The sequence below is a fragment of the Burkholderia mycopellens genome (assembly GCF_964265025.1).
Classification (GTDB): domain Bacteria; phylum Pseudomonadota; class Gammaproteobacteria; order Burkholderiales; family Burkholderiaceae; genus Burkholderia.
In genome coordinates, this window is the sequence record NZ_OZ183803.1 from 1,438,259 (window position 1) to 1,463,431 (window position 25,173).

Here is a 25,173-nt window from a genome sequence, read left to right on the forward strand (position 1 = left end):
GGCAGAGCGCGCCGTCGCGACGCGCGGGCCGGAGTGGCGCCGCGCCGGCGGGCGCGGCTCATTGTCCGATGGGCGGGACGAAAAGGAAAGTGCGGGCGCGTCGGCCGCGCTTTCCTGCCGCGTCAGGCCGCGTTCGGCTCGACGTTCTGCGGGCTCGCACCGCCGCGCAGCGGCGGCAACGGCTCGACCTTGCCGACGATGAACAGGTACGACAGCGCGCCGACCACGCACAACGCGCCGGCCACCGCGAGCGGCACGACGAACGAGCCCTTCGTGATCGACAGCATCACGCCCGTGAACGTCGTGATGAAGATCCCCGCGAGATTGCCCGCGAAATTCTGGATGCCGCCGAGCGATGCGACATGCGCCGGCGTCGGCGCGACTTCGCCGACGAGCGTCCACACGTTGGCGCCGGCGAACGACAGGCTCGCGTACGCGAGGGCGAACAGGCCGAGGCAGGCCCACACGTTCTCGACGAAGGCGGACAGCGCGATCGACGAGGACAGCAGCATGCCGAGCACGAGGCAGGTCTTGCGGGCGGCAGTCGCGCTCCAGCCGCGGCGGAACAGGCTGTCCGACACATAGCCGCCGAGCCAGCCGCCCGGAATCGCGAGCAGCGCGGGCAGCATGCCCGAGGTACCGAGCGACGCGAGCGAGAAGCCGCGCGACTGCAGCAGGTAGCTCGGGAACCACGTGATGAAGAAGTAGATCGCGAAGTTCAGGCAGAACAGGCCGATCATCATGCCCCACACGGTGCGGTAGCGGAACAGGTCGAGCCACGATACCTTCGGGCCGTCGGTTGCGGCCGCAACGGTTGGCGCGCCGCGCTGCGCGAGCAGCGCATCGACGGCATCGGGCGCGATTGCGCGATGGCGTTCCGGGTCGCGATAGATGAACCACCACGCCAGTGCCCACACGATGCCGATGCCGCCGGTGATCACGAACGACCCGCGCCAGCCGACGATCGAGATCAGCCATGCGACGAGCGGCAGCGACAGCGCGGAGCCGACGCGCGAGCCGCTGTCGAAAATGCTGCTCGCGAGCCCGCGTTCGCTGCGCGGGAACCAGTTGAACGCAACCTTCGCGAACGACGGGATCGCCGCCGCTTCGCCGACGCCGAGCATCAGCCGCACGCCGACGAGTTGCGCGAGGCCGCGCGCGGCCCCCGTCGCGACGGTGAACACCGACCACCAGCCGACCGCGAGCGCGAGGCTCACGCGCACGCCGACCTTGTCGATGAACCAGCCTGCCGGCAGTTGCAGGAACGCGTAGGTCCAGAAGAACGCGCTCAGCACGAGCCCCATGCCGACCGCGTCGAGGCCGAGGTCGGCGCGGATGCTGGGCGCCGCGATCGCAAGGTTCGCGCGGTCGATGAAGTTGATGACGTTGGCCAGGAAGCACATGAGGATCATGGCCCATCGGATGCGTGGCATGCGGTGTCTCCGCGCGGAATGTCGTGACGGGCCGCCGGCGATCCGCAGCGCCGGCGGCCTCGATGGGCGGGTTATCGCGTGGCTTGCGATGGCATGCGGTCGAACTTCGCGAGCGCTTCCCACAGGCCGTTCAGGTAGACCGCGCCGAGCGCGCGGTCGTAAAGGCCGTAGCCGGGCTTGCCCGTCTCGCCCCAGATCATGCGGCCGTGGTCGGGGCGCACGTAGCCGGTGAAGCCGGTGTCGTGGTACGCCTTCACGATCGCGGCGATGTCGAGCGAGCCGCAGCTCGACAGGTGGGCGGTTTCCTCGAAATCGCCGTTCGCGTCGACCTTCACGTTGCGGATGTGCGCGAAGTGAATGCGGCCCATCGCGCCGAATTCGCGCACGAGCGCTTCGACATCGTTCTGCGGGCCCGCGCCGAGCGAGCCCGAGCACAGCGTCAGCCCGTTCGCGGGCGTGTCGACGATGCGCATGATTCGCGCGAGATCGTCGCGGTTCTTCACGATGCGCGGCAGCCCGAAGATCGGGCGCGGCGGATCGTCGGGGTGGATCGCCATCTTCACGCCGGCTTCCTCGGCGACGGGGACGATCGCCGTCAGGAAGTAGGCGAGGTTCGCCCACAGCGCTGCTTCGTCGACGTCGCGATACTCGGCGAGCAGTGTCTTCAACTGTTCGGGCTGGTAGCTCGAATCCCAGCCCGGCAGTGCGATGCCGTCGTCCGGATCGATCCGGTCGACCGCGTCGGTGCTGAACGCGAGGCAGGTCGAGCCGTCGTCGAGCGTCTTCGACAGCTCGGTGCGCGTCCAGTCGAACACGGGCATGAAGTTGTAGCAGATCACGCGCACGCCGGCCGCGCCGAGATGGCGAATCGTCTGACGGTAGTTGTCGATCAGGCGGTCGCGGCCCGGCTTGCCGAGCTTGATGTCCTCGTGGACGGGCACCGACTCGACGACTTCGAACCGCAGGCCGGCGCGCTCGATCGTCGCCTTCAGCGCGTCGATCTTGTGCGCGGGCCAGACTTCTCCCACCGGTTCGTCGTAGATCGCGGACACGATATGCGTGACGCCCGGGATCTGGCGGATGTATTGCAGCGAGACCGGATCGGACTCGCCGTACCAACGGAATGACATCTTCACTGGAGCGGCTCCTGGCTGGCGGTTGATGCATCGGGCGGGCGGCGGCAGGCCGGCTCCGTCCCCGGTGTGCGGATTATGATTGGTATGCCAGTTGTGCGGGATAGTGGTTTACCAGTTGATGGGATCCAATCCGGCTGGCATGGCATTTCAGGAAGTGCCCATTGTGCCGGTGGAGATGCGGAACCGGATACTGCCCGGAATTGGTGTACCATTTTGGCGATCCGGCGCCGCGACGGCGCCGGCCAGCCTGTTGCGAGCCTTTCGATGACCGATCTTTCCAGCCTGCCAACCAGCCGCGATACCGATGCCGCGGACCGCTCCTATATCGGCCTTGCGCGGCAGATTCACGCGATAGTGGCTGACGGCGCGTTCGAGGCCGGCGCGCGGTTGCCGTCCGAGCGCAGCCTGGCCGACCAGTTCGGCGTGAGCCGCACGCAGGTGCGCGAGGCGATCATCGCGCTCGAGGTGCAAGGGATCGTCGAAGTGCGGATCGGTTCGGGCATCTACGTATCGGCGGCCGACGCCGCGCGGCCGGTGACGTTCGAGGTGCCGCGCGGCCCGGGGCCGATCGAGACGTTGCGCGCACGCGGGCTGATCGAGGCGGAAGTCGCGGCGCTCGCGGCGACCGAACGCAAGGATGCGGATCTCGACCGGCTGTTCTTCTCGCTGACGACGATGCGTGAGCAGATGAATGACAAGGTCGCGTACGACGCGGCCGATCGCCAGTTCCACCTGCGTATCGCGGAATCGACCGGCAACACGGTGCTGCTGCACATGGTCACCGCGATGTGGGACTGCGCGCGCAGCGATCCGTTGTGGGACAAGATCGAGGAGCATTTTCACTCGACCGCGCTGCGCGAAGCGTCGCAGGAAGATCACCAGCGGATCTTCGCGGCGATCATGGCGCGCGACGCAACTGCTGCACGCGAAGCGATGCGTGCACACCTGTCGCGTGTGATCGCGGAATTCACGCAGGCGTGGCGCTGACGTTCGTTCCGACAAGCGGAAGCGGGCCGGTGTAACGGCATCCGCACGCGGCGGCGTCGATGGGGGCACGCGCCGTATCCGGCTTCTTCCAATTGCGCGACTGCAGGTTTTATGGTGTTGTTGCGGGATATCGCATCGACTCGAAAAAGGACAGTCGAATGCAGCCGGGCGATTCACGCAGAGTCCGATTGATCAGGGGAATCGGCGCACGTACGCGCGCACGTGTCGCCGTGCGCAGGCTGCTCATCAATTTGACGGTGAGCTTACTTTCCTCTTCGTTTGCGGCGTTCGCCGCGTCTCCCGAAACCGTCAACGACAACGTGCTGCGCGTGCTCGCATGGCCTGGCTATGCGGACAGCGACGTCGTCAGCGCGTTCGAAGCGCAATTTCACGTACGTGTCGAAGTGAGTTTCGTCGACTCCGATGAAGCACTGTGGACGCGCATGCACAGCGCGGCGCCACCGCCGTATGACGTGCTGGCCGCGAACACGGCCGAGATCCAGCGCTATGCGCACGAACGTTTGCTCGCGCCGATCGACCTGTCGCGCATCCCGAACCGGCGGCGGCAGTTGCCGAACTTCCAGCAACTCACGACGATCGACGGGCTCGTGGAGGATGGCGCCATCCATGCGATCCCGTTCACGTACTCGTCGATGGGGCTGATCTACGATCGCAAGCAGGTGCCGGCCGCGCCGCGCTCGATGCGGGAGCTGTGGAATCCGCGCTACCGCGGCAAGGTGCTCGACTTCAACAGCGCGCAGCACAATTTTTCGTTCACGGCGCTGGCGCTCGGCTATCCCGATCCGTTTCGCCTGTCGAGCGCGCAGACGCTCGCCGTCGCGCACAAGCTGATCGCCCTGCGCCGCAACCTGCTGACGTACTACACGCTGCCCGAAGAGGCGACCGCGTTGTTCGTCCAGCATCGTGCGGCACTGATGTTCGGCAACTACGGTACGCAACAGGTCGAACTGCTGCGACGTGCCGGCGCCGACGTCGGCTACGTGATCCCGGACGAAGGCGCGCTCGCGTGGCTCGACTGCTGGGCCGTCACGCGCGGCGCGCAACATCCGGAGCTCGCGTTCGCATGGATCAATTACATGCTCGAACCGGCGATCGGCGCGCTGCTGACCGAACGCCAGGGCCTCGCGAACACGCTTGCGCCGCCGCCAGGTCTCGACACCGGGCGCCAGCATCTCGTCTGGCTCCAGCCTGTCGAGGACATCGCGCGGCGCGAATCGCTGTGGAGCCGCATCGTGTCGGGCGACCGGCCGGAGCGGTTCGGAAAATGATCCGGCTCGGGCTCACGTCGAAACTGTCGGTGCTGTTCGCGTGCATCGGGGTGATCGCGTCGGGCGCGACCGGCTATTACACGTATCGTGCGAACCGCGCGATGCTCGTGCAGGAAGCGCAGCACAGCCTGTTGATGTCGACGCAACTGCTGGGGCAGCGCTTCACCACGGTGCTGTCCGACGTCGCGGACGATGCGCTCGTGCTCGCGCAATTGCCGTCGTGCGCGCTGGTCGCGGACGGCGACAACCGGGATGGCGCGCCACGCGCGCGGCTCGAGCAGGTGTTCTACAGCTTCATGAGAAATCACCCGGAGTACCTGCAGATCCGCCTGATCGCGCGCGGGGATTTCGGGCTCGAACGCATCCGCGTCGATCGCGATGCGCACGGCATCGTCGTATTGCCGGCCAGTGCGCTCCAGGAGAAAGGGCAGTTTTCCTATGTATTCGATACGCTCGCGACGGCGCCCGGTCATATCTACCTGTCGCCGATCGTGATCAACCACGAGACGGGGTCGCACGCAGCCGAAGGGCTGCCGATCCTGCGCGTGGGCACGCCGGTCGTCGACACGTCGGGCCAGGCGGTTGGCGCGCTCGTCGTCGATGTCGAGCTGTCGCGCGTGTTCGAGCGGCTCGAACGCGATCTGCCGGAAGACTATGAGGTGTATCTCGCGAACGAGTGGGGCGATTTTCTCGTGCACCCCGATCCGGCGCAGACGTTCGGCTTCGATCGCGGCAGGCGCGTGCTGATGCAGGACCGCTTCGCCGTCACGCGCGCGCTGTTCGACGACGCGCGCACAAACGTTACCGTCAATGGCTTGACCAATCCTGCCGCGGCGCCGGGGCAGATGTTCGCGTTCGTGCGCACGCCGTTCGGACACGACGAGGGCAATCGCTTCGTCGTGCTCGGGATGGGGCGCCCGCTGACGGATGTGCTGGCGCCGGCCGGCATGCTCGGCGAACGGATCGTCCGGATGGTGCTCGAGTCGAGCCTGATGGCGGTGATCCTCGCGATCCTGTTCGCGCGTGCGATCACGCGGCCGCTGCAGACGCTCGCGCGCGCCGCGACCCACGTGTTCGACGATCCGGCCGCCGAGCAGCTGCCGGTCGGGCGTGCCGACGAGATCGGCGTGCTCGCGCGCTGTTTCGAGAGCATGCGCGTCGAGATTCGCACGCAGGTCGCGATGCTGCGTGCGAAGCAACTGGAGCTCACGCACCTCGCCGGGCACGATGCGTTGACCGAGTTGCCGAATCGCCTGCTGTTCATGGAGCGTCTCGATGCCGCGATCCGGCGTGCGGCCGCGATGCACGAAGGGCTGGCCGTGATGTTCGTCGACCTCGACCGCTTCAAGCAGATCAACGACCAGCACGGGCACTCGGCCGGCGACCGCACGCTCGTCGCGGTCGCCCAGCGGCTGAGCCTCGTGCTGCGCAGCGGCGACATGGTCGCGCGGCTCGGCGGCGACGAATTCATCGTGCTGATTGCGGACGTGCGCTCACCGGCGGTGATCGGCGACGTCGCGTCGCGCATCCAGCTCGTGATGGCCGAGGAACTGGAGTTTGGCGACCGGCGCGTGGCGGTCGGCGCGAGCATCGGCGTCAGCGAGTTTCCGGCTGACGGCGCGTCGGCCGAGGAACTGCTCGTCAAGGCCGACGCGGCGATGTACGCGGCGAAGGCGTCCGCGCAGCGCGCGTTCGTGCGCTACCAGGATCTGGTCGGCAACGGCAGCGGCGCCGGCTGCGGGACGGACGAAGCGGCCGGCCGGGCCGCGTCGGGCGGCGGCCGGTGAAGCGTGCGATGCAAATGCCACGAGCCCGTCGCAAGACGGGCTCGTGGCCGCGCGGACTGCGCGCGAAGGCTTAGTGGCCGAAGTAGACCGAGTCGCGCGGGTTTTGCACCTTGACGGCCGGTGCGCCACCCTGGACGGTCGCGGCCGGTTGCGCACCGTAGCCGCTGTTGTCGGCGGCGTGCACGCGGGCTTGCGCGGCCTGGATGTCGGCCGGGTAGTACGGGCTCGACTGGCTCGGCTTGTAGCCGGCGCTTTCGAGCTGGACCAGTTCATTGCGCACTTGAGCGCGCGTCACGGTGCTTTGCGCGAATGCGCCGAACGAGGCGGACAGGGCGACAGCGGCAACGACTGCGGAAACGAGCGATTTCATGATGACCTCCGATGTTTTTGGCTTTCCGCGTTCGACACCATGTCGTAAGCGGTTGATTACATCGTAGGCGCCGGTCGACCTAGGGTAAACGTGAGTTTTGGCGAAAGATCGTTGCAGCCTGGATAATAATTTCGAGACAAACGCCTTCTGTCCCTAATCCAGGTTGCCGGATTTGCAACGGAGCGGGGCGGACGCGTGCGGCAGGGGCGGGCGCACGGCGGCGAAGGCGCGGGCGGAGAGAGGGGATGCGGACGGGCTGCGACGCTGCCGGATCAGACGTCGTCGTCGATTTCCTTGCGCTCCCGGCGTTCCTCGTTGCCGCGCCGCGCGCGCAGGCGCTGGCGCGACAGCACGGCGATGACCTGCTGGGTCGGCGCGCCGGACGGCAGTTCGTTGCGGATGCGATCGGGCACCATGGGCAGGCCCGCGCGCTGCCGGCGCAGCGCCTTGGCGATTGCCCGGCGGCATTCGTCACCGTGGCAATCCCATTCATCGCGGATTCTCTGGCAATAACGGCATTGTTCCATCGAGACAGTCTAACGCGTCTTCGGGAACGAGGCCGGACACCGGCCCCGACGCGTCACGCATTGGCCGCGGCACCGGCGAGCGCCTGCGCATGAGACTGGAACCGGGCATGTTCTTCCGGCGGCACGAGCGAGCCGCCCGTCGCCCAGATGACGTGGGTCGACCGGCGCAGGTCGATCGCGTGGCGCTGCACGTAGTCGCGGCCGGCCGGGGACTGCGACAGCCAGCCGGGGCCGCCGACGGCAGCGGCGGCCGACGGCTCGAGCTCCACGCCCGTCGTACGGTGAACCGCGAGCAACTGGGTGTACAGCTGCGCGTCGCTGACGGTGAATACGCCCGACAGCAGCGACGCCATCAGCGGACTGACGAGGTGCGAGGCCTGCGCGACGGCCAGGCCATCGGCCTCGGTCCGGTTGTCGAGCCCCGCGTCGTAGACGGACACGGGCTTCCCGGGGCCGGCGGCCAGCTGGACCATCATGCACGGCGACGCGACGGGTTCGGCGAAAAAGCAATGCACGTGCGCGCCGAACAGCGCCTTGAGGCCATACGCGATGCCGCCCGGCGCGCCGCCGACGCCGCACGGAATATGGACGAGGAGCGGATGCGCCGCGTCCACGCGGCGGCCCGCCTCGGTGAGTTGCGCGGCGAGATGCCGGGCGCCGGCCGCGTAGCCCAGGAACAGCATCAGCGAGCCTTCGTCGTCGACGAAGTGGCTGCGCGGCTGATTGCGTGCCTGTTCGCGTCCGGCCGCGACGGCCTGCGCATAGTCGCCTTCATGTTCGACGACGCGAACGCCGCGTTGTCTCAGGCGCGCTTTCTTCCACGGCTTCGCGTCGGTCGACATGTGAACGACCGACTCGAACCCCAGCGCGGCGGCCATCACGCCGATGCTCAGGCCGAGATTGCCGGTGCTGCCGACGATGACGGTGTTTGCGGCAAACAGTTCGCGTGCGGCGGCCGATGCGAGGATCCGCCGGTCGCCCGCGGGGTCGAGCAGCCCGTGTTCGATCGCGATCGACTCCGCGAGCGCGAGCACTTCATGAAAGCCGCCGCGCGCCTTGATCGAACCGGCGACCGGCAACGCGTCGTCGCGCTTGATGAACCACGCGCCGTGTGCGTCTGCCGGGAGCGATAGCGCGCGCTGCAGGCGGTCGGCCGGCATCAGCGGCGATTCGATTTTTCCGGCGCTTGCCGCGAGTTCGGGAAACAGCTCGGCCATCAGCGGCTCGCAGCGCGCCAGCCGCGCTTCGGCCATCGCAATGGCGTCGGGCGACGGTGCGTCGTGCGGCAGCGGGCCGCCGGCATGGGGATTCAGCCACAGCAGCGGGCGGCGCGATTGCAGTTTGGCTAATAGATCGGCGGGCTGGAGCGTAATGGTCATGGATCGGCCTTGCATCGGATAAACGGAACATCTGGCCGGAATGCTACGATTCGGGACGGCTGCGCAAAAGCGCCGATTTCTAATGAATGCATTAGCCTGACTGATATCTATGCGACTCGACGGTTCGATCCTGGGTGCGTTGCTCTGTTTTGAAACGGCCGGCCGGCTGCTGAGCTTCACGAAGACGGCACAGGCGTTCAACCTGACGCAAAGCGCCGTGAGCCAGCAGATCAGGAACCTGGAGGACCGGCTCGGTTATCCGCTGTTCGTGCGCCAGGCGCGCGGACTGAAGCTGACCGAGAAGGGCGGGATCCTGCTCGGGACGGTGTCTGGCGCGTTCGTCGACATCAATCGCACGCTTCAGGCGCTTGGCATGTCGAATGCCCCGCTGCAGGTCAGTTGCCTGCCGTCGCTCGCGCTGCAGTGGCTGATGCCGCGCCTGTCCGAATTTCACCGGCAACAGCCGAACGTGCCGGTTCGCGTGAAGGCCGAGTTTCAGGTGCTGGATCGTCAGGCCATGGAGACCGACGACATCGATGTGGCGGTGCGTTACGACCCGGTGCAATACGATCGGTTGCATGCCGAGGCCGTGCTCGACGAAATCCTGTTTCCGGTCGCCACGCCGGCGTATCTGGCGCAGCATCCGGCCTTTGCCAGCGGGGCATCGCTGGATGGCGTCGTCCTGCTGCACGACGCGGCTCCGTGGGGCGGTGCACCCGAATTCGTCGAGTGGCGCACGTGGCTGGAGGCGGTTCGTCCGGCGTGGACGGCCCATCTTGACGGCCCGCAGTTCAATTTTTCCAGCCTGGCAATCGCGGCCGCGCTGAACCATCAGGGCGTCGCGATGGGGCGCGCCGCGCTGGTGCACGACGAGATCGCGAGTGGACGGCTCGTGGATGTTTTCGGCAGGCACGTGCGAGCGCCGGCGCGCTACATGCTGTTGTCACGCAATCCCGACGATCCGCGCACCGTCGTGTTTTCGGACTGGCTCAAGGCCGAGTGCACGCATTTCGATGCAGCGCGATCGCGTTTGCTTTTCAACGGGAGCAAACGCCGGTCACCGATGCTGTCGGATAGCTGAATCGGAGTGCGAAGCAGATGGGTGACTAATACGGACGCAAACTACAATTTCCCGTCCGTCTCCATACGGATTGCTTGCGCGTGGATCGGGCGGGCAAGCGTTACTTGAGTTGCCAGATGCCCCAGATGGCGATCAGCAGGCCAAGGCCGAATCCGCAGCCGAGCAACACGTAGGTTTCCATTTCATGTCTCTGAAAGCATGGCTGCGCCGATGCGGGCATCAGCGAGCGAGCAGCAAGGTCGGTGACGCATCGTCCGCACCGTCGGGCGGGGCGATACGCCGGGCCCGCGAATACTACGCCTGGCAGCTTTCAGAACGCATGCGTCATCGATGGTGGTGCGCCGGCTGCTAATTCTTGGCTGCGTGCGCGTTGTCCATCCGGGTAACGTGCGATCCGCCGTGCCGGAACACGCCCGATTTCCAGATCATCTGCGACGCCGCGACGAGCACGAACAGCAGCACGACCATCCTGAAGAGGCGCGGCGACATCTTGTCCCGCAGCGGGCGAACGAGCCACATGCCGGCAATGGCCGGGAGGCTGGCCGCTGCCGAGATCGCGAGGTCGGCGCCGCTCGCGTGCGCGGCGCCGCTGAACGTCGTGACCAGCGTGACGATAGACACCACGAGGATGATCGCGATCTGCTTCGTGAAGACGCGCCCGGTCGCGCCGGACGAAATCAGGTAGGTGGCGAGCAGCGGGCCGGGCACCGACGCGATGCTCTCCATCAGCGCTGCGCCGAAACCGAGCGCGAAGCCGACAGGCTTTTGCCACGCGTCCGGCAGGTTGAGTTTCGGCGCGGCGAGCATCAGCGCCGCGGCCACGATCAGCAGCGCGCCGGACGCCGCCTGCGCATGACCCGGATTGAGCGACAGCAGGATCGCCACGCCGACGATATTGCCGATCACGGTGCCCGCGATCGGCGCGGCGATCTTGCGTGCCGTCGCCAGCAACTGGCCGCCTTCCAGCGCCTGCGGAATGTTGCCGAGGATGATCGGCATCGACAGCAGCAGCACCGCATGCCGGATCGGCAGGAACTGGCTGAGTATCGGCATCGCGATCAGCGGCACGCCGATGCCCGTGATCCCCTTGGCCATGCCGCCCAGCAGCAGCGCAACGGCGATACCGGCCAGATCGAACGCGCTGAGCCCCTGCAGGCTGGAGACCAGCACACCTTCAGTCAGATTGAAATGCATCATGGAATGGCATGTCGCGGAATTTCCGGCAGCGAGCGCTGTCGACGGAGCCCGTTGCGGTCGCGTGCGTGTTGCACGCATTCGTTCTGGATCGGCTTGAACCGGAAGTCGATTGCAGGACGCCGCGCCGTTGTGCGGCCGGGGCTGCAGGCAACCGATATGCGGTTCGAGGATGCATCTTACCCGAGCGTTGTGAAGGAGATTCGGGATCGGCCGCGGTGCGCTACGGGTGGCGTCGGCGTGATCGTTTCCTCGGTTCAATATAATTCATGACGATTTTCCATCTCATGCACGACATACATATCTTTGAACAAGGAGGCGTCGATGACGCTTGCCCAGTTGCAGGCCCTGGCAGCCGTGGTCGAACTCGGCTCGCTCACGGCCGCGGCCGACCGGTTGAGCCGCAGTCAGTCCGCGATCAGCCATGCATTGACCGAGCTGGAGGACATCACGGAGGTCAAGCTGCTCTGGCGCGACCGGCAGCCGGTCGTCCTGACGGCGGCGGGCGAACGCCTGTGGCCGTACGTCCAGAACGTGGTGCGGGAAGCGCAGCTGTTGCGCCAGCAGTTCAGCCTGTCGCGCGGCAAGCTCGAAGGGAAGCTGGTGGTCGCGTCGCTGCCGAGCGTGTCGCTGGCGTTCGTCGTACCGGCGCTCGAGGCGTTGAAGGAGACGCACCAGGGCGTGTCGGCGGTGCTGCTCGAAGGCACCGACAGCGAAGTCGAAGGGTGGATCGACGACGGAACGGCCGATGTCGGCGTGGTGGCCGGCACGAAGCCGTTCGCGCACAATCTGCCGCTGCTCGACGAGGATTTTGTCGCAGTGGCGGCGGATGGCATGTTCGCCGGCCGCAAGAGCGTGTCGGCAAAGCAGTTGTCCTCGGCGCCGTTCATTTTCTCGAAGGCAGGATGCGGGCCGGTGATCGCGGATTACTTCGCGCGCGGCGGGGCGCCGCTGCGGGCCGCGTTCAACGTGGTCGAGATGCGGACCATTCTGTCGATGGCGGAAGCCGGCATGGGCGTGTCGATCGTGCCGCGCATCACGCTCACGTATACGCCGTTCGGTGGCCGCGTGCTGGAACTGTCGCCCAGGCTGCATCGCTCGGTGCGGTTGTCGTGGAATACGGCCGGCAACGCGGTCGCGGATGAGTTCGTGCGGCTCGTCGACGCGCAACGCGCGAAGGCGGCGAAGGCGATCCGCACGCGAGCGAGAAAGAGCCGGTAACGAACGGCCGGTGCGATGAACAGCGCTCATGGGAGGCTTGAAGTTTATTCATGCAGATGGCGGTCGAGATGCAATACATTGTTCGAACTCGCCCATGACCGCTTCGCCCCGAAGGAGATTTCCGTGCCGGCTGCCTCTACCTTGCTTGCTTTCGGACTCGTGTCGCTCGGCATGGTGCTGACGCCCGGGCCGAACATGATCTACCTGGTGTCGCGCTCGATCTGCCAGGGCCGCCGTGCGGGGCTGGTGTCGCTCGGCGGCGTCGCGCTGGGGTTCGTTTTCTACATGGTGTGCGCGGCGCTGGGCATCACCGCGCTGGTGATGGCCGTGCCGTATGCGTACGACGTGTTGCGTTTTGCCGGTGCGCTTTATCTGGCGTACCTGGCGTGGCAGGCGCTGAAGCCGGGCGGTCGCTCGGCATTCCAGGTCAGGCAGTTGCCGCACGACAGCCGGGCCAGGCTGTTCGCGATGGGCTTCGTCACGAACCTCTCGAATCCGAAGATCGCGGTGATGTACCTGTCGCTTCTGCCGCAGTTCATTTCGCCGGGGCACGGCAGCGTGCTCGCGCAATCGCTGGCACTCGGCTGCGTGCAGATTGCGGTGAGCGTCAGCGTGAATGGGCTGATTGCCTGCATGGCAGGCGGCATCGCGGGTTTCTTGGCCGGGCGGCCGGTCTGGGCGTCGGCGCAGCGCTGGTTGATGGGCACGGTGCTGGCCGGGCTCGCCGTGCGTATCGCACTGGAGTCGCACAGCTAGCGTGAGTGCCCGATGGTCTGCAGGATCACCGCGTGCTGTCGGGCGGCATCGCAACGCAAGCGCCCGGTATCGTCAGCCCTGGCAGTTGCCCTGGGCTTCGTTGCCGCTCCGAACGGGCGCGGCCTTTGCACTGCGCCGGCCGCGCGTCGCGAGCCAGCACAGGATCGACCCGCCGCAGACCATCGATGCCCCTTGCCAGAACTCGATCGACAGCGGCGCATGCAGCAGCGTCGCGGCGAGCATGGCGGCGAGCACCGGGGTGAAGTACGACGCGCCGACGATGATCGTCACGTTGCCGTGCATGATGCCGGTGTTCCAGGCCGCGTAGCCGAACCCCAGCGCCGATGCCGCCAGCACGATGTAGATGACCGCATGCAGGCTGAACGTCATGCCGCCGCCGCCTTCGATCGCGAACTTGATCCAGAGCGCCAGCGCCACCAGCATGAAGAACGGCGTGACGCCGTTCTTGCCGTCGGCGAGGCGCGCCGTTACCGTGCAGTAGCCGGCCCAGATCAGCGCGCCGAAGAACGCGAGCCCGTAGCTCAGCGGGTTGTTCGCGACGTTGTGCAGCATGCCGGCCGGGTCGAGGCCCTGGTCGCCGCCGAGCACCCGGCAGATTCCGAGCATCGACAGCAGGACGCCGGGCACGACCAGCAGGTTGGCGCGCTGCTTGTTGAACACGATCGCGGCGACCAGCGTGAAGCTCGGCCACAGATAGTTGACCATCGCGACTTCGATTGCCTGCTGGCCGTTGCTTGCATAGCCGATCGACAGCGACAGGCACAGCTCGTACGCGACGAACAGCAGCCCGCCCCAGAGCAGATAGCTTTTCGGGAATTTGCTCAGATCGGGGAAGCCGATCGTCAACAGCAGAAGCACGGATGCCACCGTATAGATCATCGCGGCGCCGCCGGTCGCGCCGAGGCTTTCGCTCACGCCACGGACGAGGGCGACCACGGAGGCCCACAACAACACCGCGCCGAGCCCGGTGAGCGTTGCCTTATTCTTGCGCTTCATGCGTCCTGCCTGTTTCAACATTCAAATTCGATTTCGGATGATTCGGGTCCGCCGGCATGAGCACGCATGCTTTCGGCATGCGGGACGGCGATTGCCGACGGAAACGCGTAGTTTAACGAGGTGAGGGAGATCGAGCAGCGGCGTGGGCGGCGATCGGCCCGGCGCTTGCGGCCGATCCGGGAACACGGGCGCCACGCGGCAACCGGTCACGCGTCGTCGATGCGCCATGCCGCACCGATTGCCGACAACGCGTTGCCGATCGAGTCGAGCATCGCGTTCCGCGTCGATCCGAGTGTCGTGACAACGAAGCAACCGTCTTTGTCCGTCGACAGGGCGATCAGCGGCCATCCGCCGGCGTCGCCACGGATTTCAAGCTGTCGCCGCACGGGATCGATGTCGATGTCGTCATGCGCCTGCCGCAACGCATTCGCGACTGCATCGAATGCGTCGGCCAACGGCGTCGTATGGACCACAATCCGTCCGGGTTCGACGTGCGCACGCAGCAGAGCGTGGCGATGCCGCGCGCGACCTTCGACCGCTATTTCGCGAACCGCGGCATCCTGATCGCCCCGTCACGTTGCGTAGGCAACGAACCGGACAAGTGAAGCATCGGGCGCCCGTCGCAACGGGCGCCCGCCCGGTCAGCGCTCGTTGCGCTTCTTGCTCAGCTCGATCGTCTCGAACAGCTCGTAGTCGGCGGTCGGGTGCTGGTCGGCGCCCGGCGCGTGGTAGTAGCGCATCGTGATCGTCGTGTGACCGCCCGGTTTGCCCGGGTCGTGATCGAACACGGCGATTCCGTAGCCGGTGCCCGTATCGCGGCGCGCGGACCAGATCGCATCCTCGAGCGCATCGGCCGGCTCGCGCACGAACGTGTTCGGCGCCGTGCCCGGCACCGGCCGGTTCGGCTTCGTGAACACCTTCGCCCGCGCAAAGCCGGTCGCCGGGTTCTCGCCGTACACGTCGAGCGGCGCGCTGGTGCCGCCGCCGCCGAGGATCAGGTGGATCGTGCCGTGGCTCGTGTCGAACGTCGTGCGGTCCGGGTCGTTCGAGCCGACCGGACGCGGCTGCAGCGTCTCGACGACTTCGCCGGTCGTCGCATCGACGCCCGCGCGGTGATTGCAGCCGCGCACCGGGTAGCTGCGCTCGTAGTCGTGATCGTGGCCGCACAGCACGAGGTCGACGCCGTAACGGTCGAACAGCGGCAGCCACGCTTCGCGAATGCCCTTGTCGGAACCGTTGCCCGTCTTCGACGAACTGAGCGCGTCCTGGTGCATCTGCACGACGATCCAGTCGATATCGTCGTCATGCGCGGCATGACGTAGCGTGTGTTCGAGCCAGCGCGTCTGCTCGCCGTTGCTGTAGCCACGCACGTAGAACGACGTGCCGGGCTCGATCGGCGGGCGGCCCGTGCTCGCGGCCGGCACGAGCGGCGCGGGGCCGCCGACGAACGCGGCGGCATCCTGGTACACGACGTCGTCCGCATCGAGCGATACGAACAGCACCGAGCTCACGCGGAAGCTGTACCAGCGGCCCTGGAAGCGCGTGCCGTTCTCCGGCAGCGTATAGCGCGCGAGATACGAGTCGAGCCCCTGCGGGCCGTTGTTGAACTCGATCTCGTGATTGCCGGGGCACGGCATCCACGGACGATTCGCGGCCGACGTCTGGTTGTTGTTGCCGAAATCGCGCCACACGTCGGGCTGGTGCGCGGGGTTCAGGTTCGCGTAGCAGAGGTCGCCGTTCAGCAGGTGGAACAGCGGCTGGAACTGCTCGACGGCCTGCACCGCGAAGCGGCTCTGCGGCGACGACAGCACCCACGCGCCGTTCGGCGTCGCGAGATCGCCGTAGCTCGTGAAGCGGAACGGCGCGCGGCCGCGCGGCGCCGTCGAGAAAGTCGCGGAGAACGGCTGCGCGGCGTTGCTGTCGTTGTCGGCCGTGATCTCGTAGCGGTAGCGCGTATTCGGCTTCAGCCCGTGCACGCGTGCGTGGTACGTAAAGACCGTCTCGCCGTTCAGGCCGTCGGTGTACAGGCGCTGGACGCCGTGCACGGTGCGCGCGGGCTCGCCGTCGGCGACGATGCGCGCGCGCGGATTGACGGCCGACGCGAGCGATGCCCACGAGATCACGACTTCGCACGCCGGGTCATTGCCCCACGTCAGGTGAACCTGTTCGGGTGTGCCGTCCGGGTTCGACGCGGCGGCCCTGGCTGCCGCGAGGCCGCCGGCGGCGGTAGCAAGGCCGGATACGCCGGCGAGTTTCAGGAAGCCGCGACGCGACACGGACGCGGCCGGCTCGTTCGGCTGGATCGGGGAGTTGTCCTGGTTCGACATGGTCGGTGTTTTCGTTGGTGGAGACGCGAGATGTGGAACCGCCTGGCCGTGCGCGAGCGCGGCCAATGCGTGAGCCGGAAACGAGCGGGATTCCGGTGCGAGTCATTGTCGGGGGGCAGTTTTGCCGAGTTGTGACAGCAGGGCAACCCCGCGCAAGGTTGGCTCATGCCCGGGCGTGCGGATTGCGGCATCGGGCCTGCGCCGACGTGCATCCGGCCCGGCCGAAATTTATTTGCCGCCACCGCGACGGATTCTGTTCGCCCGCGCCGTTTAACGCATGAACGGCCGCTACCGGTCGATACTCGATACTTTGGAGTCTTTCATGAAGCTTTCCACGTCATTGCGGTTTGCCACGGCATGCGTGGCCGCGCTGGCCGCGTCGGCGGCCTTCGCGCAGGCCGTCATCGTCGCGCCTTACGCACCGCCGCCGCCTCGCGTCGAAGTGATGCCCGCGCCGCGCGCGGGCTACGTGTGGGACCAGGGCCACTGGCACTGGCGGCAGGGCCGCTACGTGTGGATTCCGGGCCACTGGCAAGTGGTTCGCGTCGGTCATCACTGGGTGCCGGGCCACTGGGTCGCGCGCGGCCCGGCATGGCGCTGGGTTCCGGGCCACTGGGCCTGATGCGCATGCCGCCGCACGGCACGCGGTGCCGGCGCGGTGGCTGTTTCCCGCAACGTCATGAGGCGCAGCCATGCCTTTTCGAACCATGGTGATACTGGCGGCCGCCGCCATCGTGCTGGCCGGCTGTGTCGTGGTGCCCGCGCGCCCGGCCTATTACCGGCCCGCGCCGGTCGTCGTATATTGAGCACGCCGGCCGCCGCTCGCGCGACCGGGCGGCCGGCACCCGATCGACCCGATCGCCATGCAGCCTGAAACGGATGCCGATGAAACGGACCTTGCCGAGGCCGTGCGCGATGCGCGCGGCGAGCCTGAACCGCCAGTATGGCGGGGCCGGGTAATGGCGCGGCGCATGCAAGGAGAGCACGACGATGAGCTTCAGTCTGCCGGCGGACGCATCGACGATCGCGCCGCGGCACAGACGCGCGATGCGCTGGAGCGCCCCGCGTTGAGCGACGGCGATCCGGACGCGGCCCTGGTCGCACGGGTCGGCGCGCGCGACGCGTCGGCCGTGCGCATGCTCGTCGCGCGCAAGCTGCCGCGGCTGCTCGCACTCGCGACGCGCATGCTCGGCGACCGCACGGAAGCCGAGGACGTCGCACAGGAGACGTTCTTGCGGATCTGGAAACAGGCGCCGGGCTGGCGCGAAGGCGAGGCACGGTTCGACACGTGGCTGCATCGCGTCGTGCTGAATCTGTGCTACGACCGGTTGCGCGGCCGCCGTGAAGAGCCGGTCGACGTGTTGCCCGACGTGCCCGATCCGCAACCGGAGCCGGCCATGCGTGCAGAGACCCGCTCGCGCGACGCGCGCGTACGGCAGGCGCTCGCGGCGTTGCCGGCGAGGCAGCGCGAAGCGCTCGTGCTCCAGTACTATCAGGAAATGTCGAACGTGGAGGCGGCCAACCTGATGGGCATTACCGTTGACGCGCTGGAAAGCCTGCTCGCGCGTGCGCGGCGAAACTTGCGCGCGCAACTGGCGGGCGATTCACCTAGCGAGGACATCCGATGACACCCGAACGATTTCGCACCATCGTCGCCGCGTACGGCTCGGATGCGCGGCGCTGGCCGGACGGCGAGCGCGCGGCCGCCGAGGCATGGGCGCGCGCGCATCCGGGCGACGCATTGGCGGCGCTGGACGATGCGGCCGAACTCGATGCGTGGCTCGCCAACGATACGGTCGCACCGCCCGCGCCGGCGCTCGTCGAGCGCATCGTCGCGACGGCGCCCGCACCGCGGCGCGCGCGGCGGCGCGGCGCCGTGTGGTGGTCGGGCGCGGCATTCGCGGGCGTGGGCCTGGCCGGCGCGCTCGCGGGCGCGGTGGCCGTGTCGATGCTGATGTTGGGCAGCGTGCCGCCTTCGCATGAGCCGGGCTATCTGACAACGACGTTCGGTGGGCCGAGCGTGGACTGGAGTGATGAATGAGTGAGCGTGGCTGGAAATTCGTCCTCGTCGGTTCGGTCGTGCTGAACGTATTCATGCTCGGCGCGATCGGCGGCGGTGCGTATCAGTGGTTTTCGACGCATCGCGACCTGCGGGCCGCTGGCGCACCTGCGTCGCGCGCCGCATTGCGTTTCGCCGCGGACGAATTGCCTGATGCGCGCCAGCAGGCGTTCGTTGCGGCGCTGAAGGCGGCGCGCAAGGACGGCCGCGATTTCGCGCGGGAAGGGCGCGACGACCGGATCACCGTGCTGGATCTGCTCGCCGCGCCGCAACTCGATCGTCCGGCGATCGACGCCGCGCTCGAACGTACGCGTGCGGCCGATACCGCGCTGCGTGCGCAGGTCGAGCGCAGCGTCGTCGATTTCGCGGCGACGCTGACGCCGGACGAGCGTGCGAAGTTCGTCGACGGGTTGCGGCGTAGCGGTAACTGGCGGCTGCCGCCGAAGTGGCAGAAGCAGCAGGACGACGCGGCGAGTCGGTAAGTCGGTCAGCAAACGCCGCGCGGGCGACGTGCGGCGGCGTGCCTGTTCAGTGATGCGCAACGCGTACGCGGCGTGTTGATCGACAACGCTTGCAGGCACGCTTCAGCGAAGCGTCGCGAGGCAACTGCGACAGCGCGATGCTTGCGCGCACGTTCAACGTGCAAGCATCCACGCGGAGACCGCGTCGACCACGCCGCTCTCTACGGCCTCCGGCAACGCACGGAACGGCGATGCAGCGATACGGCAATGCGGCGGCCGAGCGCCCCCGATTCGCTGCAACCGTCAGTCGAATCCGCGATCGAAATTCGAGCGGCAACACGCACGCATTCAAAGCCGCGAGACAAACCCGAAATATTTGCCTTTCGCGCGACGGATTTCCCGCCAACCGACGTTAAACACGGGTACGCATCGCGAGAGCCCTTTCATGGACCACCCGAACGACATCACGCCGGCCGCCATCGCGCTGAACCGCTTCGGCCTCGGCGCGCGCGCCGACGAAGCGCCGCCAGCCGACCCGAAGGCGGCGCTCGTCGCGCAGTTCGACCGTTACGACGCGCGGCCGGCCGCGTGGGCCGGCGAACCGGACGCGGTCGCGCTCGCGACGCGCTTCGCGAACGCGCGCAATGCGATGACCGGCAACGACCCGGCGACGAAGCGCGCGACCGAGCAGTCGATCCGGCGCGACGGTCGCGACACGTATCGCAGCGCCGTCGCCGCGCGGCTGAACAGTGCGCTCAATACGCCCGCGCCGTTCGTCGAGCGTCTCGTGCATTTCTGGGCGAACCATTTCGCGGTGTCGGTCGACAAGGGGCCGGTGGCGGCCTACGCGGGCGCGTTCGAACGCGACGCGATCCGCCCGCACGTGCTCGGCCGTTTCGAGGACATGCTGGTCGCCGTCGAACAGCATCCCGCGATGCAGCTTTTCCTTGACCAGGCGCGCTCGGTCGGCCCCGACAGCCCGGCCGCGCTGCGTGCCGAAGCACGCAATCCGTCGGCCAAACGGGGGCTCAACGAGAATCTCGCGCGCGAAATCATGGAGCTGCACACGCTCGGCGTACGCACGGGTTACACGCAAGCCGACGTGACGGAATTCGCACGCGCGCTGACCGGCTGGAGCATCGCCGGCGGGCGCGGCCCGCAGCCCGGCGACGCGGCGCCCGGCGCGTTCGTGTTTCGCCCGAAACTGCACGAGCCCGGCGTGCGTAGTGTGATGGGGCGCAGCTACGACCAGCCCGGCGAAGCGCAGGCGCGCGCGATCCTGCACGACCTCGCGCATTCGGAGGCGACCGGCCGGCATATCGCGTTCCAGCTTGCCCGTCATTTCGTCGCCGACAATCCGCCGCCCGCGCTGACCGATCGGCTCGCCCGGGCGTTCGATGCGAGCGGCGGCGATCTGCCGACCGTCTATCGCGCGCTCGTCGATGCGCCCGATGCGTGGGCGCCGGTCAACCGCAAGTTCAAGACGCCGTGGGAGTGGGCCGTGTCGTCGCTGCGCGGGCTCGGCTGGCACGACACGGGCGACCTGAAGGTTGCGCCGCTGCTCACGCAGCTCGGCCAGCCGGTGTGGCGGCCCGGCTCGCCGGCCGGTTACGACGATGTTGCCGCGAGCTGGGCCGCGCCCGACGCGCTCGTGCGCCGCGTCGAACTCGCGCAGCGGCTGGCCGCGCGCACGGGCGACCGGCTCGACCCGCGTGCGCTCGGCAACACGCTGCTCGCCGGGTCGTTGAGCGCGCCGACGGCGACCGCGCTGTCGCGCGCCGAAAGCGCGACCACGTCGCTCGCACTGCTGCTCGTATCGCCCGATTTCCAACGGAGATGACCATGGCACTGTCCCGCCGACAATTCCTGAGCGTGGCCGCCGCCGGCGCAGGCGCGATCCTCGTCGCACCGCGGATCGTGTTCGCGAACGTCGAGACCGATCGGCGCTTCGTGTTCGTGATCCAGCGCGGCGCGGCCGACGGCCTGAACATCGTCGTCCCGTATGCCGAGCCCGCGTATGCGTCGCTGCGCGGCCCGCTGGCGATCGACGCGTCGTCCGCGACGCGGCTCGACGGCACGTTCGCGCTGCATCCGTCGCTCGTACAGACCGCGCAGTTGTACCGCGACGGGCAGGCGTTGTTCGTTCATGCGATTGCATCGCCGTATCGCGACCGCTCGCATTTCGACGGCCAGAACGTGCTCGAGACGGGCGGCCGCACGCCGTACCAGGTGAAGGACGGATGGCTGAACCGGCTCGCCGCACTGCTGCCGGCCACGCGTGAAAACGCGATCGCGTTCGCGCCGACCGTGCCGCTCGCGTTGCGCGGCGCCGTGCAGGCCGCGTCGTACGCGCCGTCCGGCTTGCCGGCCGCACCGGACGACCTGCTCGCACGCGTGTCTGCGCTCTATGAGGCCGACGCGCAACTCGGCCCGTTGTGGCAGTCGGCAATGGACGCGCGCGGCCTCGCCGGCGATGCGCATGCGCGGCAGGATCCGGCCGGGGTCGGCAAGCTCGCCGCGACGTTTCTCGCACGCGACGACGGCCCGCGCATCGCGATGATCGAGACGGGCGGCTGGGACACGCACAGCGCGCAGAACGCGCGGCTCGCGAATCAGCTGAAGGCGCTCGATACGATGCTCGCCGCGCTGCGCGACGGCCTCGGGCCCGCGTGGCAGCAGACCACGGTGCTGGTCGCAACGGAGTTCGGCCGCACGGCGGCCGCGAACGGCACGGGCGGCACCGATCACGGGCAGGCATCGGTCGCGATGCTCGCGGGCGGCGCGGTGGCCGGCGGCCGCGTGATCGCCGACTGGCCGGGGTTGCGGCCGGGCGACCTGTACGAAGGGCGCGACCTGAAACCGACCGCGTCGCTCGACACACTGATCTCGGGCGCCGCCGCCGAAAGCCTGCGGCTCGATCCGCGCCGCACCGCGTCCGCACTGTTCGCGGAAAGCGGTGCGACGCGGCCGATGAGCGGGCTGATTCGGGGATCCGCGTGACGCGCGGTGTTGCCGCTTCGGCACTGAACCAACCATTACACAAAAAGGGAGAATCCAGGATGATCAAGATCCGATCCGTTTCGCTCGCCATGCTGGTGACGGCCAGTGCGGCGCTGATGTCCGCATGCGTGGTCGAGCCCGTGCGGCCGCCACAGCCGGCGCCCGTCGTCGAGGTGCCGCCGCCGATGCCTGCGCCGGGCTATCGCTGGGCGAAGGGGCATTACCGGTGGGCCGGCAACCACTGGGCGTGGGTGCCCGGGCATTGGGTGGGCGTGTACTGATCGAGTGTGACGTGCCGTGTGGCGCAGGTGCCGGGATGCCGAGCCGCGTATTGAAATGCGACGCGCGTTGACCTAAGCTCCCGGGTCGCGGCGACGGGCAGGCCCGTTCGCACGTCAGGGTGAGCCGATCCGCGGCCGCCGCCTTCTTCGTTACGGCACCCACATGAAAGCATGGCTCGTTGCGCTGGCCGTTGCGGCCGGCATGACCGGCGCGCACGCCGCGTCGTTCAACTGCGCGAAGGCGTCCACGTTCGTGGAGCGCGAAATCTGCGCCAATCCGACGTTGTCGCATCTCGACGATGCGCTCAACGCGGATTACCAGCACATGCTCTACGATTTCAGCAACTATCCGGTCGAGGATCCGCCCGAGTACGAGCAGTTCATGGCGACGCAGAGAGCGTGGCTGAAGGCGCGTAACCGCTGCACGACGACGCAGTGCCTGGTCGACAGTTACCGCAAGCGCATCGACGTGATGTGCGGGCAGATCGACTGGCAGGTGAAAGGCGACCGCGCGAAATGCCGCGGCAACGGTGGCCTCGGCGGGCTCGAACTCGATCACTGAGCGCGGACGCGCCGCGCGAGCCGCGACCCGCGACCCGCGACCCATCGGATCGGTGCGCACCTACCACCCGATCCGGTGCTTCTCCTCCGTCTCGCGATGCCGCCAGTCGTCGTCCGCGTGCAGGTACTGGCTCGTCGTCGTGAGCGACACGTGGCCGAGGTTGTCGCGCACGAGCCGCAGGTCGACGCGGCCGTCGGCCATATGCGAGCCCGCGCTGTGGCGCAGCCAGTGTGCGGACGCCTGTTCGAGCACGCGCGCCTGTTGTTCGCCGGCTTCGCCGTTCGCGCGCAGCCGGTCGGCCGCGTGCCGGAACACCTGCTTCACGATCCGGTGCAGCGCTGCGCGCGTGAGCGGCTGGCGCGCCTGGCCGACCGGCAGCACGAGCGGCGTGGGCTCGCCGTCGGACGGCAAGGCGGGCAGGCCATGCGCGCGTCGGTAACGCGCCAGCTCGGCCATCATTTCGTCGGTGGCCGGCACGAGCCGCTGCCGGCCGCCTTTGCCCGCGACATCGAGCCACCAGCGGTCGTGCCCGTCCGCATCGCGCCGGCAGAAGAACTGGCCCATCGTCGTATTGGCCGCTTCGGTGATGCGCAGCCCGCCGAGATACAGCAGCGTGAACAGCCAGCGTGCGCGATCCGCATGGAAGCTTGCCCGCGCATCGTCGCGCGGCATCGCGGCGATGGCATCCTTGACCGACTGCCACAGCGGCTGCCCGAGATGGCGCGTGACGCGCGGCGCGGGCCGGCGCTGCCGCTGCCGCGACAACGCGAGCGGATTGCCGGCCAGATAGCCGGCCTGCACGAGCCACGAGAACATCACGTTCAGGATCACTAATGCCTGCCGCTGGCTGGCCGCCGACAGCGGCCCGTAGAACGGCCGCCAGCGCGGATCGTCGCGCGGATGCTTGCGCCCGCCGTTCGCGCACCACAGCTCGGCCGGCTCGGGGGCGAGCAGGAACTGCCGGTAGACGGCCAGATCTTCGTGCGTGAGCGACGACAGCGGCTTGCCGCACGCGATCACGGCCCACAGCAGCAGGCGTTCCGCTTCCTTGCGGTAGTTCTGGAACGTGGTCGGCGTATCGACGAAGCGGGCGAGCCAGGCGCGCACCGCGTCGAGGTCGTTGGTCGCGGCGATCTGCGGATGCGCGCAGTTCGAGCGGTTGGTGCCCGTGCGTCCGTCGAGCGCGGCCGGCACGGTCAGCGCATCGATCGGCAGCGGGCGCAGCGCGGTGTCGGACGGAACGGGCGAGGTCATGCGAAGTGGAGGGCGCGGTGCGGATCGTTCGTGTGGGGAACAGCGGACGAACGCAGTGCGATCAGGCATATCGGGAAGCGTCGATGGTACACGATCATCCCACGGTGAATCCGCCGTCGTGACGACGGCAACGCACCTCACCCCAGCGACAGCACGCTGTTCAGCAACGTCCTGACGAGCGTCGCCTGCCGCGTGACGCCCGTCTTCGGAAAAATCTCGCGCGGGTGCAAGCGCGCGGTGTGCTTGCTGATCGCGAGCGCGGCGGCCGCTTCCTCGAGCGTCTGCCAGTCGACGAGCGCGAGCGTCAGCGCGGTTTCGGCCGGCGTGAGGTCGAACCGCTTGCGCACGATGCCGTGCGACGCCTGCGACTTGCGTTCGGCATCGCGGATGAAGATCGCGCACGCCGGCCGGCGCGGATTGTCTTCCGACCATTCGCTGAGCGGCACCGCGCGGATCGGCACGCCGAGCGGCGACTTGCCGGACCGGCGCGGCCCGGGCGAGCCGCCGGCGGCGATGCGCACGGCTGAACCGGATCACCACAACGTATCGGCTCGCGCGCGGCATCCCACGAATGAACGTGGCGGATTGCCTTCTGTAAGCTATTTGTGAACTTTCTTGCCGTGGGGAGCCTCTAATCGGCCCTTCAACGCTTCCTGAGGAACATCAGATGATTCGCCAGTCCAGAACGCTGCTCGGCGCGGCCGTCATTGCCGGTAGCACGCTCCTCGCCGGATGCCAGGCCGACGCCGTCGCGACGGCGCCGAACGCGATGCGCCCGGCCGACAGCAAGCCGGTGACCAAGACCGTCCAAGTTGCGCCGCAGTCCGCGCGCTGCACGGGCGTCGCGCCGATGGAGTGCCTGCAGGTGCGCGGCAGCCCGAACGAGCCGTGGAGCCTGTGGTACGCCGGTATCGAAGGCTTCGCGTACCAGCCCGGCTACCTGTACACGCTCGAAATCGACGAATACCGCGTCGCGCAGCCGCCGGCCGACGGATCGTCGATCCGCTGGGTGCTCAAGCGCGTCGTCGAGCGCCGCCCGGCGAACTGACGGC

General features: G+C 68.0%; 26 protein-coding genes and 1 pseudogene. 16 read left to right on the forward strand and 11 right to left on the reverse strand.

The window, feature by feature from the left end; genetic code table 11:
- Positions 1 to 122 precede the first annotated feature (122 nt).
- A complete protein-coding gene (locus ACPTTC_RS24690) occupies positions 123 to 1,433 on the reverse strand; it encodes an MFS transporter (protein ID WP_423394306.1) in 1,311 nt (436 codons plus the stop codon).
- 71 nt (positions 1,434 to 1,504) lie between these two features.
- Entirely contained in the window at positions 1,505 to 2,569 is a 1,065-nt protein-coding gene (uxuA, locus tag ACPTTC_RS24695) for a mannonate dehydratase (protein WP_423394307.1), read from the reverse strand.
- A gap of 264 nt (positions 2,570 to 2,833) precedes the next feature.
- Here uxuA and ACPTTC_RS24700 point away from each other — a divergent pair, with 264 nt between their 5' ends.
- From ACPTTC_RS24700 to ACPTTC_RS24710, 3 genes are all read left to right on the forward strand, one after another.
- On the forward strand, positions 2,834 to 3,556 hold the full coding sequence (locus ACPTTC_RS24700; protein ID WP_423394308.1) for a FadR/GntR family transcriptional regulator: 723 nt from the start codon (positions 2,834 to 2,836) through the stop codon (positions 3,554 to 3,556).
- Positions 3,557 to 3,714: 158 nt separating this feature from the next.
- Positions 3,715 to 4,845 carry an extracellular solute-binding protein gene (locus tag ACPTTC_RS24705; RefSeq protein ID WP_423394309.1) on the forward strand — a complete coding sequence of 377 codons (1,131 nt, stop codon included), beginning with the start codon at positions 3,715 to 3,717 and terminating at the stop codon, positions 4,843 to 4,845.
- Positions 4,842 to 6,632: a GGDEF domain-containing protein gene (locus ACPTTC_RS24710; RefSeq protein WP_226197630.1), complete on the forward strand. Its 1,791-nt coding sequence runs from the start codon at positions 4,842 to 4,844 to the stop codon at positions 6,630 to 6,632. The genes ACPTTC_RS24705 and ACPTTC_RS24710 overlap by 4 nt, the downstream gene beginning before the upstream one ends.
- A 70-nt stretch (positions 6,633 to 6,702) precedes the next feature.
- On the opposite strand, the gene ACPTTC_RS24715 is transcribed toward ACPTTC_RS24710, so the two are convergent.
- From ACPTTC_RS24715 to ACPTTC_RS24725, 3 genes are all read right to left on the reverse strand, one after another.
- Positions 6,703 to 7,002 (reverse strand): DUF4148 domain-containing protein, encoded by a 300-nt coding sequence (locus ACPTTC_RS24715; RefSeq protein ID WP_226197629.1) that lies wholly within the window; start codon positions 7,000 to 7,002, stop codon positions 6,703 to 6,705.
- Between the two features lie 272 nt (positions 7,003 to 7,274).
- Entirely contained in the window at positions 7,275 to 7,529 is a 255-nt protein-coding gene (locus ACPTTC_RS24720) for a hypothetical protein (RefSeq protein WP_027791787.1), read from the reverse strand.
- A 53-nt stretch (positions 7,530 to 7,582) separates the two neighbouring features.
- Positions 7,583 to 8,923, reverse strand: a complete 1,341-nt coding sequence (locus ACPTTC_RS24725; RefSeq protein WP_423395710.1) for a D-serine ammonia-lyase — start codon at positions 8,921 to 8,923, stop codon at positions 7,583 to 7,585.
- A 94-nt stretch (positions 8,924 to 9,017) separates the two neighbouring features.
- Between ACPTTC_RS24725 and ACPTTC_RS24730 the strand changes: the two genes are divergently transcribed.
- Positions 9,018 to 9,989, forward strand: coding sequence for a LysR substrate-binding domain-containing protein (locus ACPTTC_RS24730; protein ID WP_423394310.1), 972 nt, complete (start codon positions 9,018 to 9,020; stop codon positions 9,987 to 9,989).
- A 348-nt stretch (positions 9,990 to 10,337) separates the two neighbouring features.
- Here ACPTTC_RS24730 and ACPTTC_RS24735 read toward each other — a convergent pair whose 3' ends face one another.
- On the reverse strand, positions 10,338 to 11,186 hold the full coding sequence (locus ACPTTC_RS24735) for a sulfite exporter TauE/SafE family protein (RefSeq protein ID WP_423394311.1): 849 nt from the start codon (positions 11,184 to 11,186) through the stop codon (positions 10,338 to 10,340).
- Between the two features lie 321 nt (positions 11,187 to 11,507).
- Between ACPTTC_RS24735 and ACPTTC_RS24740 the strand changes: the two genes are divergently transcribed.
- Both ACPTTC_RS24740 and ACPTTC_RS24745 read left to right on the forward strand, forming a co-directional pair.
- Positions 11,508 to 12,404, forward strand: a complete 897-nt coding sequence (locus tag ACPTTC_RS24740) for a LysR family transcriptional regulator (protein WP_423394312.1) — start codon at positions 11,508 to 11,510, stop codon at positions 12,402 to 12,404.
- Between the two features lie 123 nt (positions 12,405 to 12,527).
- Positions 12,528 to 13,160 (forward strand): LysE family translocator, encoded by a 633-nt coding sequence (locus ACPTTC_RS24745; RefSeq protein ID WP_423394313.1) that lies wholly within the window; start codon positions 12,528 to 12,530, stop codon positions 13,158 to 13,160.
- A 72-nt stretch (positions 13,161 to 13,232) separates the two neighbouring features.
- Here ACPTTC_RS24745 and yddG read toward each other — a convergent pair whose 3' ends face one another.
- Positions 13,233 to 14,177 carry an aromatic amino acid DMT transporter YddG gene (gene yddG, locus ACPTTC_RS24750; RefSeq protein ID WP_423394314.1) on the reverse strand — a complete coding sequence of 315 codons (945 nt, stop codon included), beginning with the start codon at positions 14,175 to 14,177 and terminating at the stop codon, positions 13,233 to 13,235.
- A 206-nt stretch (positions 14,178 to 14,383) separates the two neighbouring features.
- On the reverse strand, positions 14,384 to 14,650 hold the full coding sequence (locus ACPTTC_RS24755; protein WP_423394315.1) for a hypothetical protein: 267 nt from the start codon (positions 14,648 to 14,650) through the stop codon (positions 14,384 to 14,386).
- On the opposite strand from ACPTTC_RS24755, the gene ACPTTC_RS24760 reads away from it, so the two are divergent.
- The gene (locus ACPTTC_RS24760; RefSeq protein WP_423394316.1) at positions 14,642 to 14,782 is read left to right on the forward strand and encodes a hypothetical protein; all 141 of its coding nucleotides are present in this window, start codon (positions 14,642 to 14,644) and stop codon (positions 14,780 to 14,782) included. The two genes, ACPTTC_RS24755 and ACPTTC_RS24760, sit on opposite strands and share 9 nt — an antisense overlap.
- 36 nt (positions 14,783 to 14,818) lie before the next feature.
- Here ACPTTC_RS24760 and ACPTTC_RS24765 read toward each other — a convergent pair whose 3' ends face one another.
- Entirely contained in the window at positions 14,819 to 16,504 is a 1,686-nt protein-coding gene (locus tag ACPTTC_RS24765) for a purple acid phosphatase family protein (RefSeq protein ID WP_423394317.1), read from the reverse strand.
- Positions 16,505 to 16,826: 322 nt separating this feature from the next.
- On the opposite strand from ACPTTC_RS24765, the gene ACPTTC_RS24770 reads away from it, so the two are divergent.
- The 8 genes from ACPTTC_RS24770 (at position 16,827) to ACPTTC_RS24805 (ending at position 22,867) form a co-directional block, all read left to right on the forward strand.
- A complete protein-coding gene (locus ACPTTC_RS24770; protein ID WP_175953842.1) occupies positions 16,827 to 17,126 on the forward strand; it encodes a YXWGXW repeat-containing protein in 300 nt (99 codons plus the stop codon).
- Between the two features lie 241 nt (positions 17,127 to 17,367).
- On the forward strand, positions 17,368 to 18,132 hold the full coding sequence (locus ACPTTC_RS24775; protein WP_423394318.1) for an RNA polymerase sigma factor: 765 nt from the start codon (positions 17,368 to 17,370) through the stop codon (positions 18,130 to 18,132).
- Positions 18,129 to 18,545 carry a hypothetical protein gene (locus ACPTTC_RS24780; protein ID WP_085037458.1) on the forward strand — a complete coding sequence of 139 codons (417 nt, stop codon included), beginning with the start codon at positions 18,129 to 18,131 and terminating at the stop codon, positions 18,543 to 18,545. The genes ACPTTC_RS24775 and ACPTTC_RS24780 overlap by 4 nt, the downstream gene beginning before the upstream one ends.
- Positions 18,542 to 19,045, forward strand: coding sequence for a periplasmic heavy metal sensor (locus tag ACPTTC_RS24785; RefSeq protein ID WP_423394319.1), 504 nt, complete (start codon positions 18,542 to 18,544; stop codon positions 19,043 to 19,045). The genes ACPTTC_RS24780 and ACPTTC_RS24785 overlap by 4 nt, the downstream gene beginning before the upstream one ends.
- A 424-nt stretch (positions 19,046 to 19,469) precedes the next feature.
- Positions 19,470 to 20,864 carry a DUF1800 domain-containing protein gene (locus ACPTTC_RS24790; protein WP_423394320.1) on the forward strand — a complete coding sequence of 465 codons (1,395 nt, stop codon included), beginning with the start codon at positions 19,470 to 19,472 and terminating at the stop codon, positions 20,862 to 20,864.
- A 2-nt stretch (positions 20,865 to 20,866) separates the two neighbouring features.
- Positions 20,867 to 22,024, forward strand: coding sequence for a DUF1501 domain-containing protein (locus ACPTTC_RS24795; protein ID WP_423394321.1), 1,158 nt, complete (start codon positions 20,867 to 20,869; stop codon positions 22,022 to 22,024).
- A gap of 62 nt (positions 22,025 to 22,086) precedes the next feature.
- Positions 22,087 to 22,305, forward strand: a complete 219-nt coding sequence (locus tag ACPTTC_RS24800; RefSeq protein WP_041493558.1) for a YXWGXW repeat-containing protein — start codon at positions 22,087 to 22,089, stop codon at positions 22,303 to 22,305.
- A 163-nt stretch (positions 22,306 to 22,468) separates the two neighbouring features.
- Positions 22,469 to 22,867, forward strand: coding sequence for a lysozyme inhibitor LprI family protein (locus ACPTTC_RS24805; protein WP_423394322.1), 399 nt, complete (start codon positions 22,469 to 22,471; stop codon positions 22,865 to 22,867).
- A 60-nt stretch (positions 22,868 to 22,927) separates the two neighbouring features.
- On the opposite strand, the gene ACPTTC_RS24810 is transcribed toward ACPTTC_RS24805, so the two are convergent.
- Positions 22,928 to 24,121, reverse strand: a complete 1,194-nt coding sequence (locus ACPTTC_RS24810; RefSeq protein WP_423394323.1) for a tyrosine-type recombinase/integrase — start codon at positions 24,119 to 24,121, stop codon at positions 22,928 to 22,930.
- A gap of 137 nt (positions 24,122 to 24,258) precedes the next feature.
- Positions 24,259 to 24,609 (reverse strand): annotated as a pseudogene (locus tag ACPTTC_RS24815) (helix-turn-helix transcriptional regulator); the annotation flags it as partial.
- A 179-nt stretch (positions 24,610 to 24,788) separates the two neighbouring features.
- Between ACPTTC_RS24815 and ACPTTC_RS24820 the strand changes: the two are divergent.
- Positions 24,789 to 25,169, forward strand: a complete 381-nt coding sequence (locus ACPTTC_RS24820) for a DUF4377 domain-containing protein (protein WP_423394324.1) — start codon at positions 24,789 to 24,791, stop codon at positions 25,167 to 25,169.
- Positions 25,170 to 25,173 lie beyond the last annotated feature (4 nt).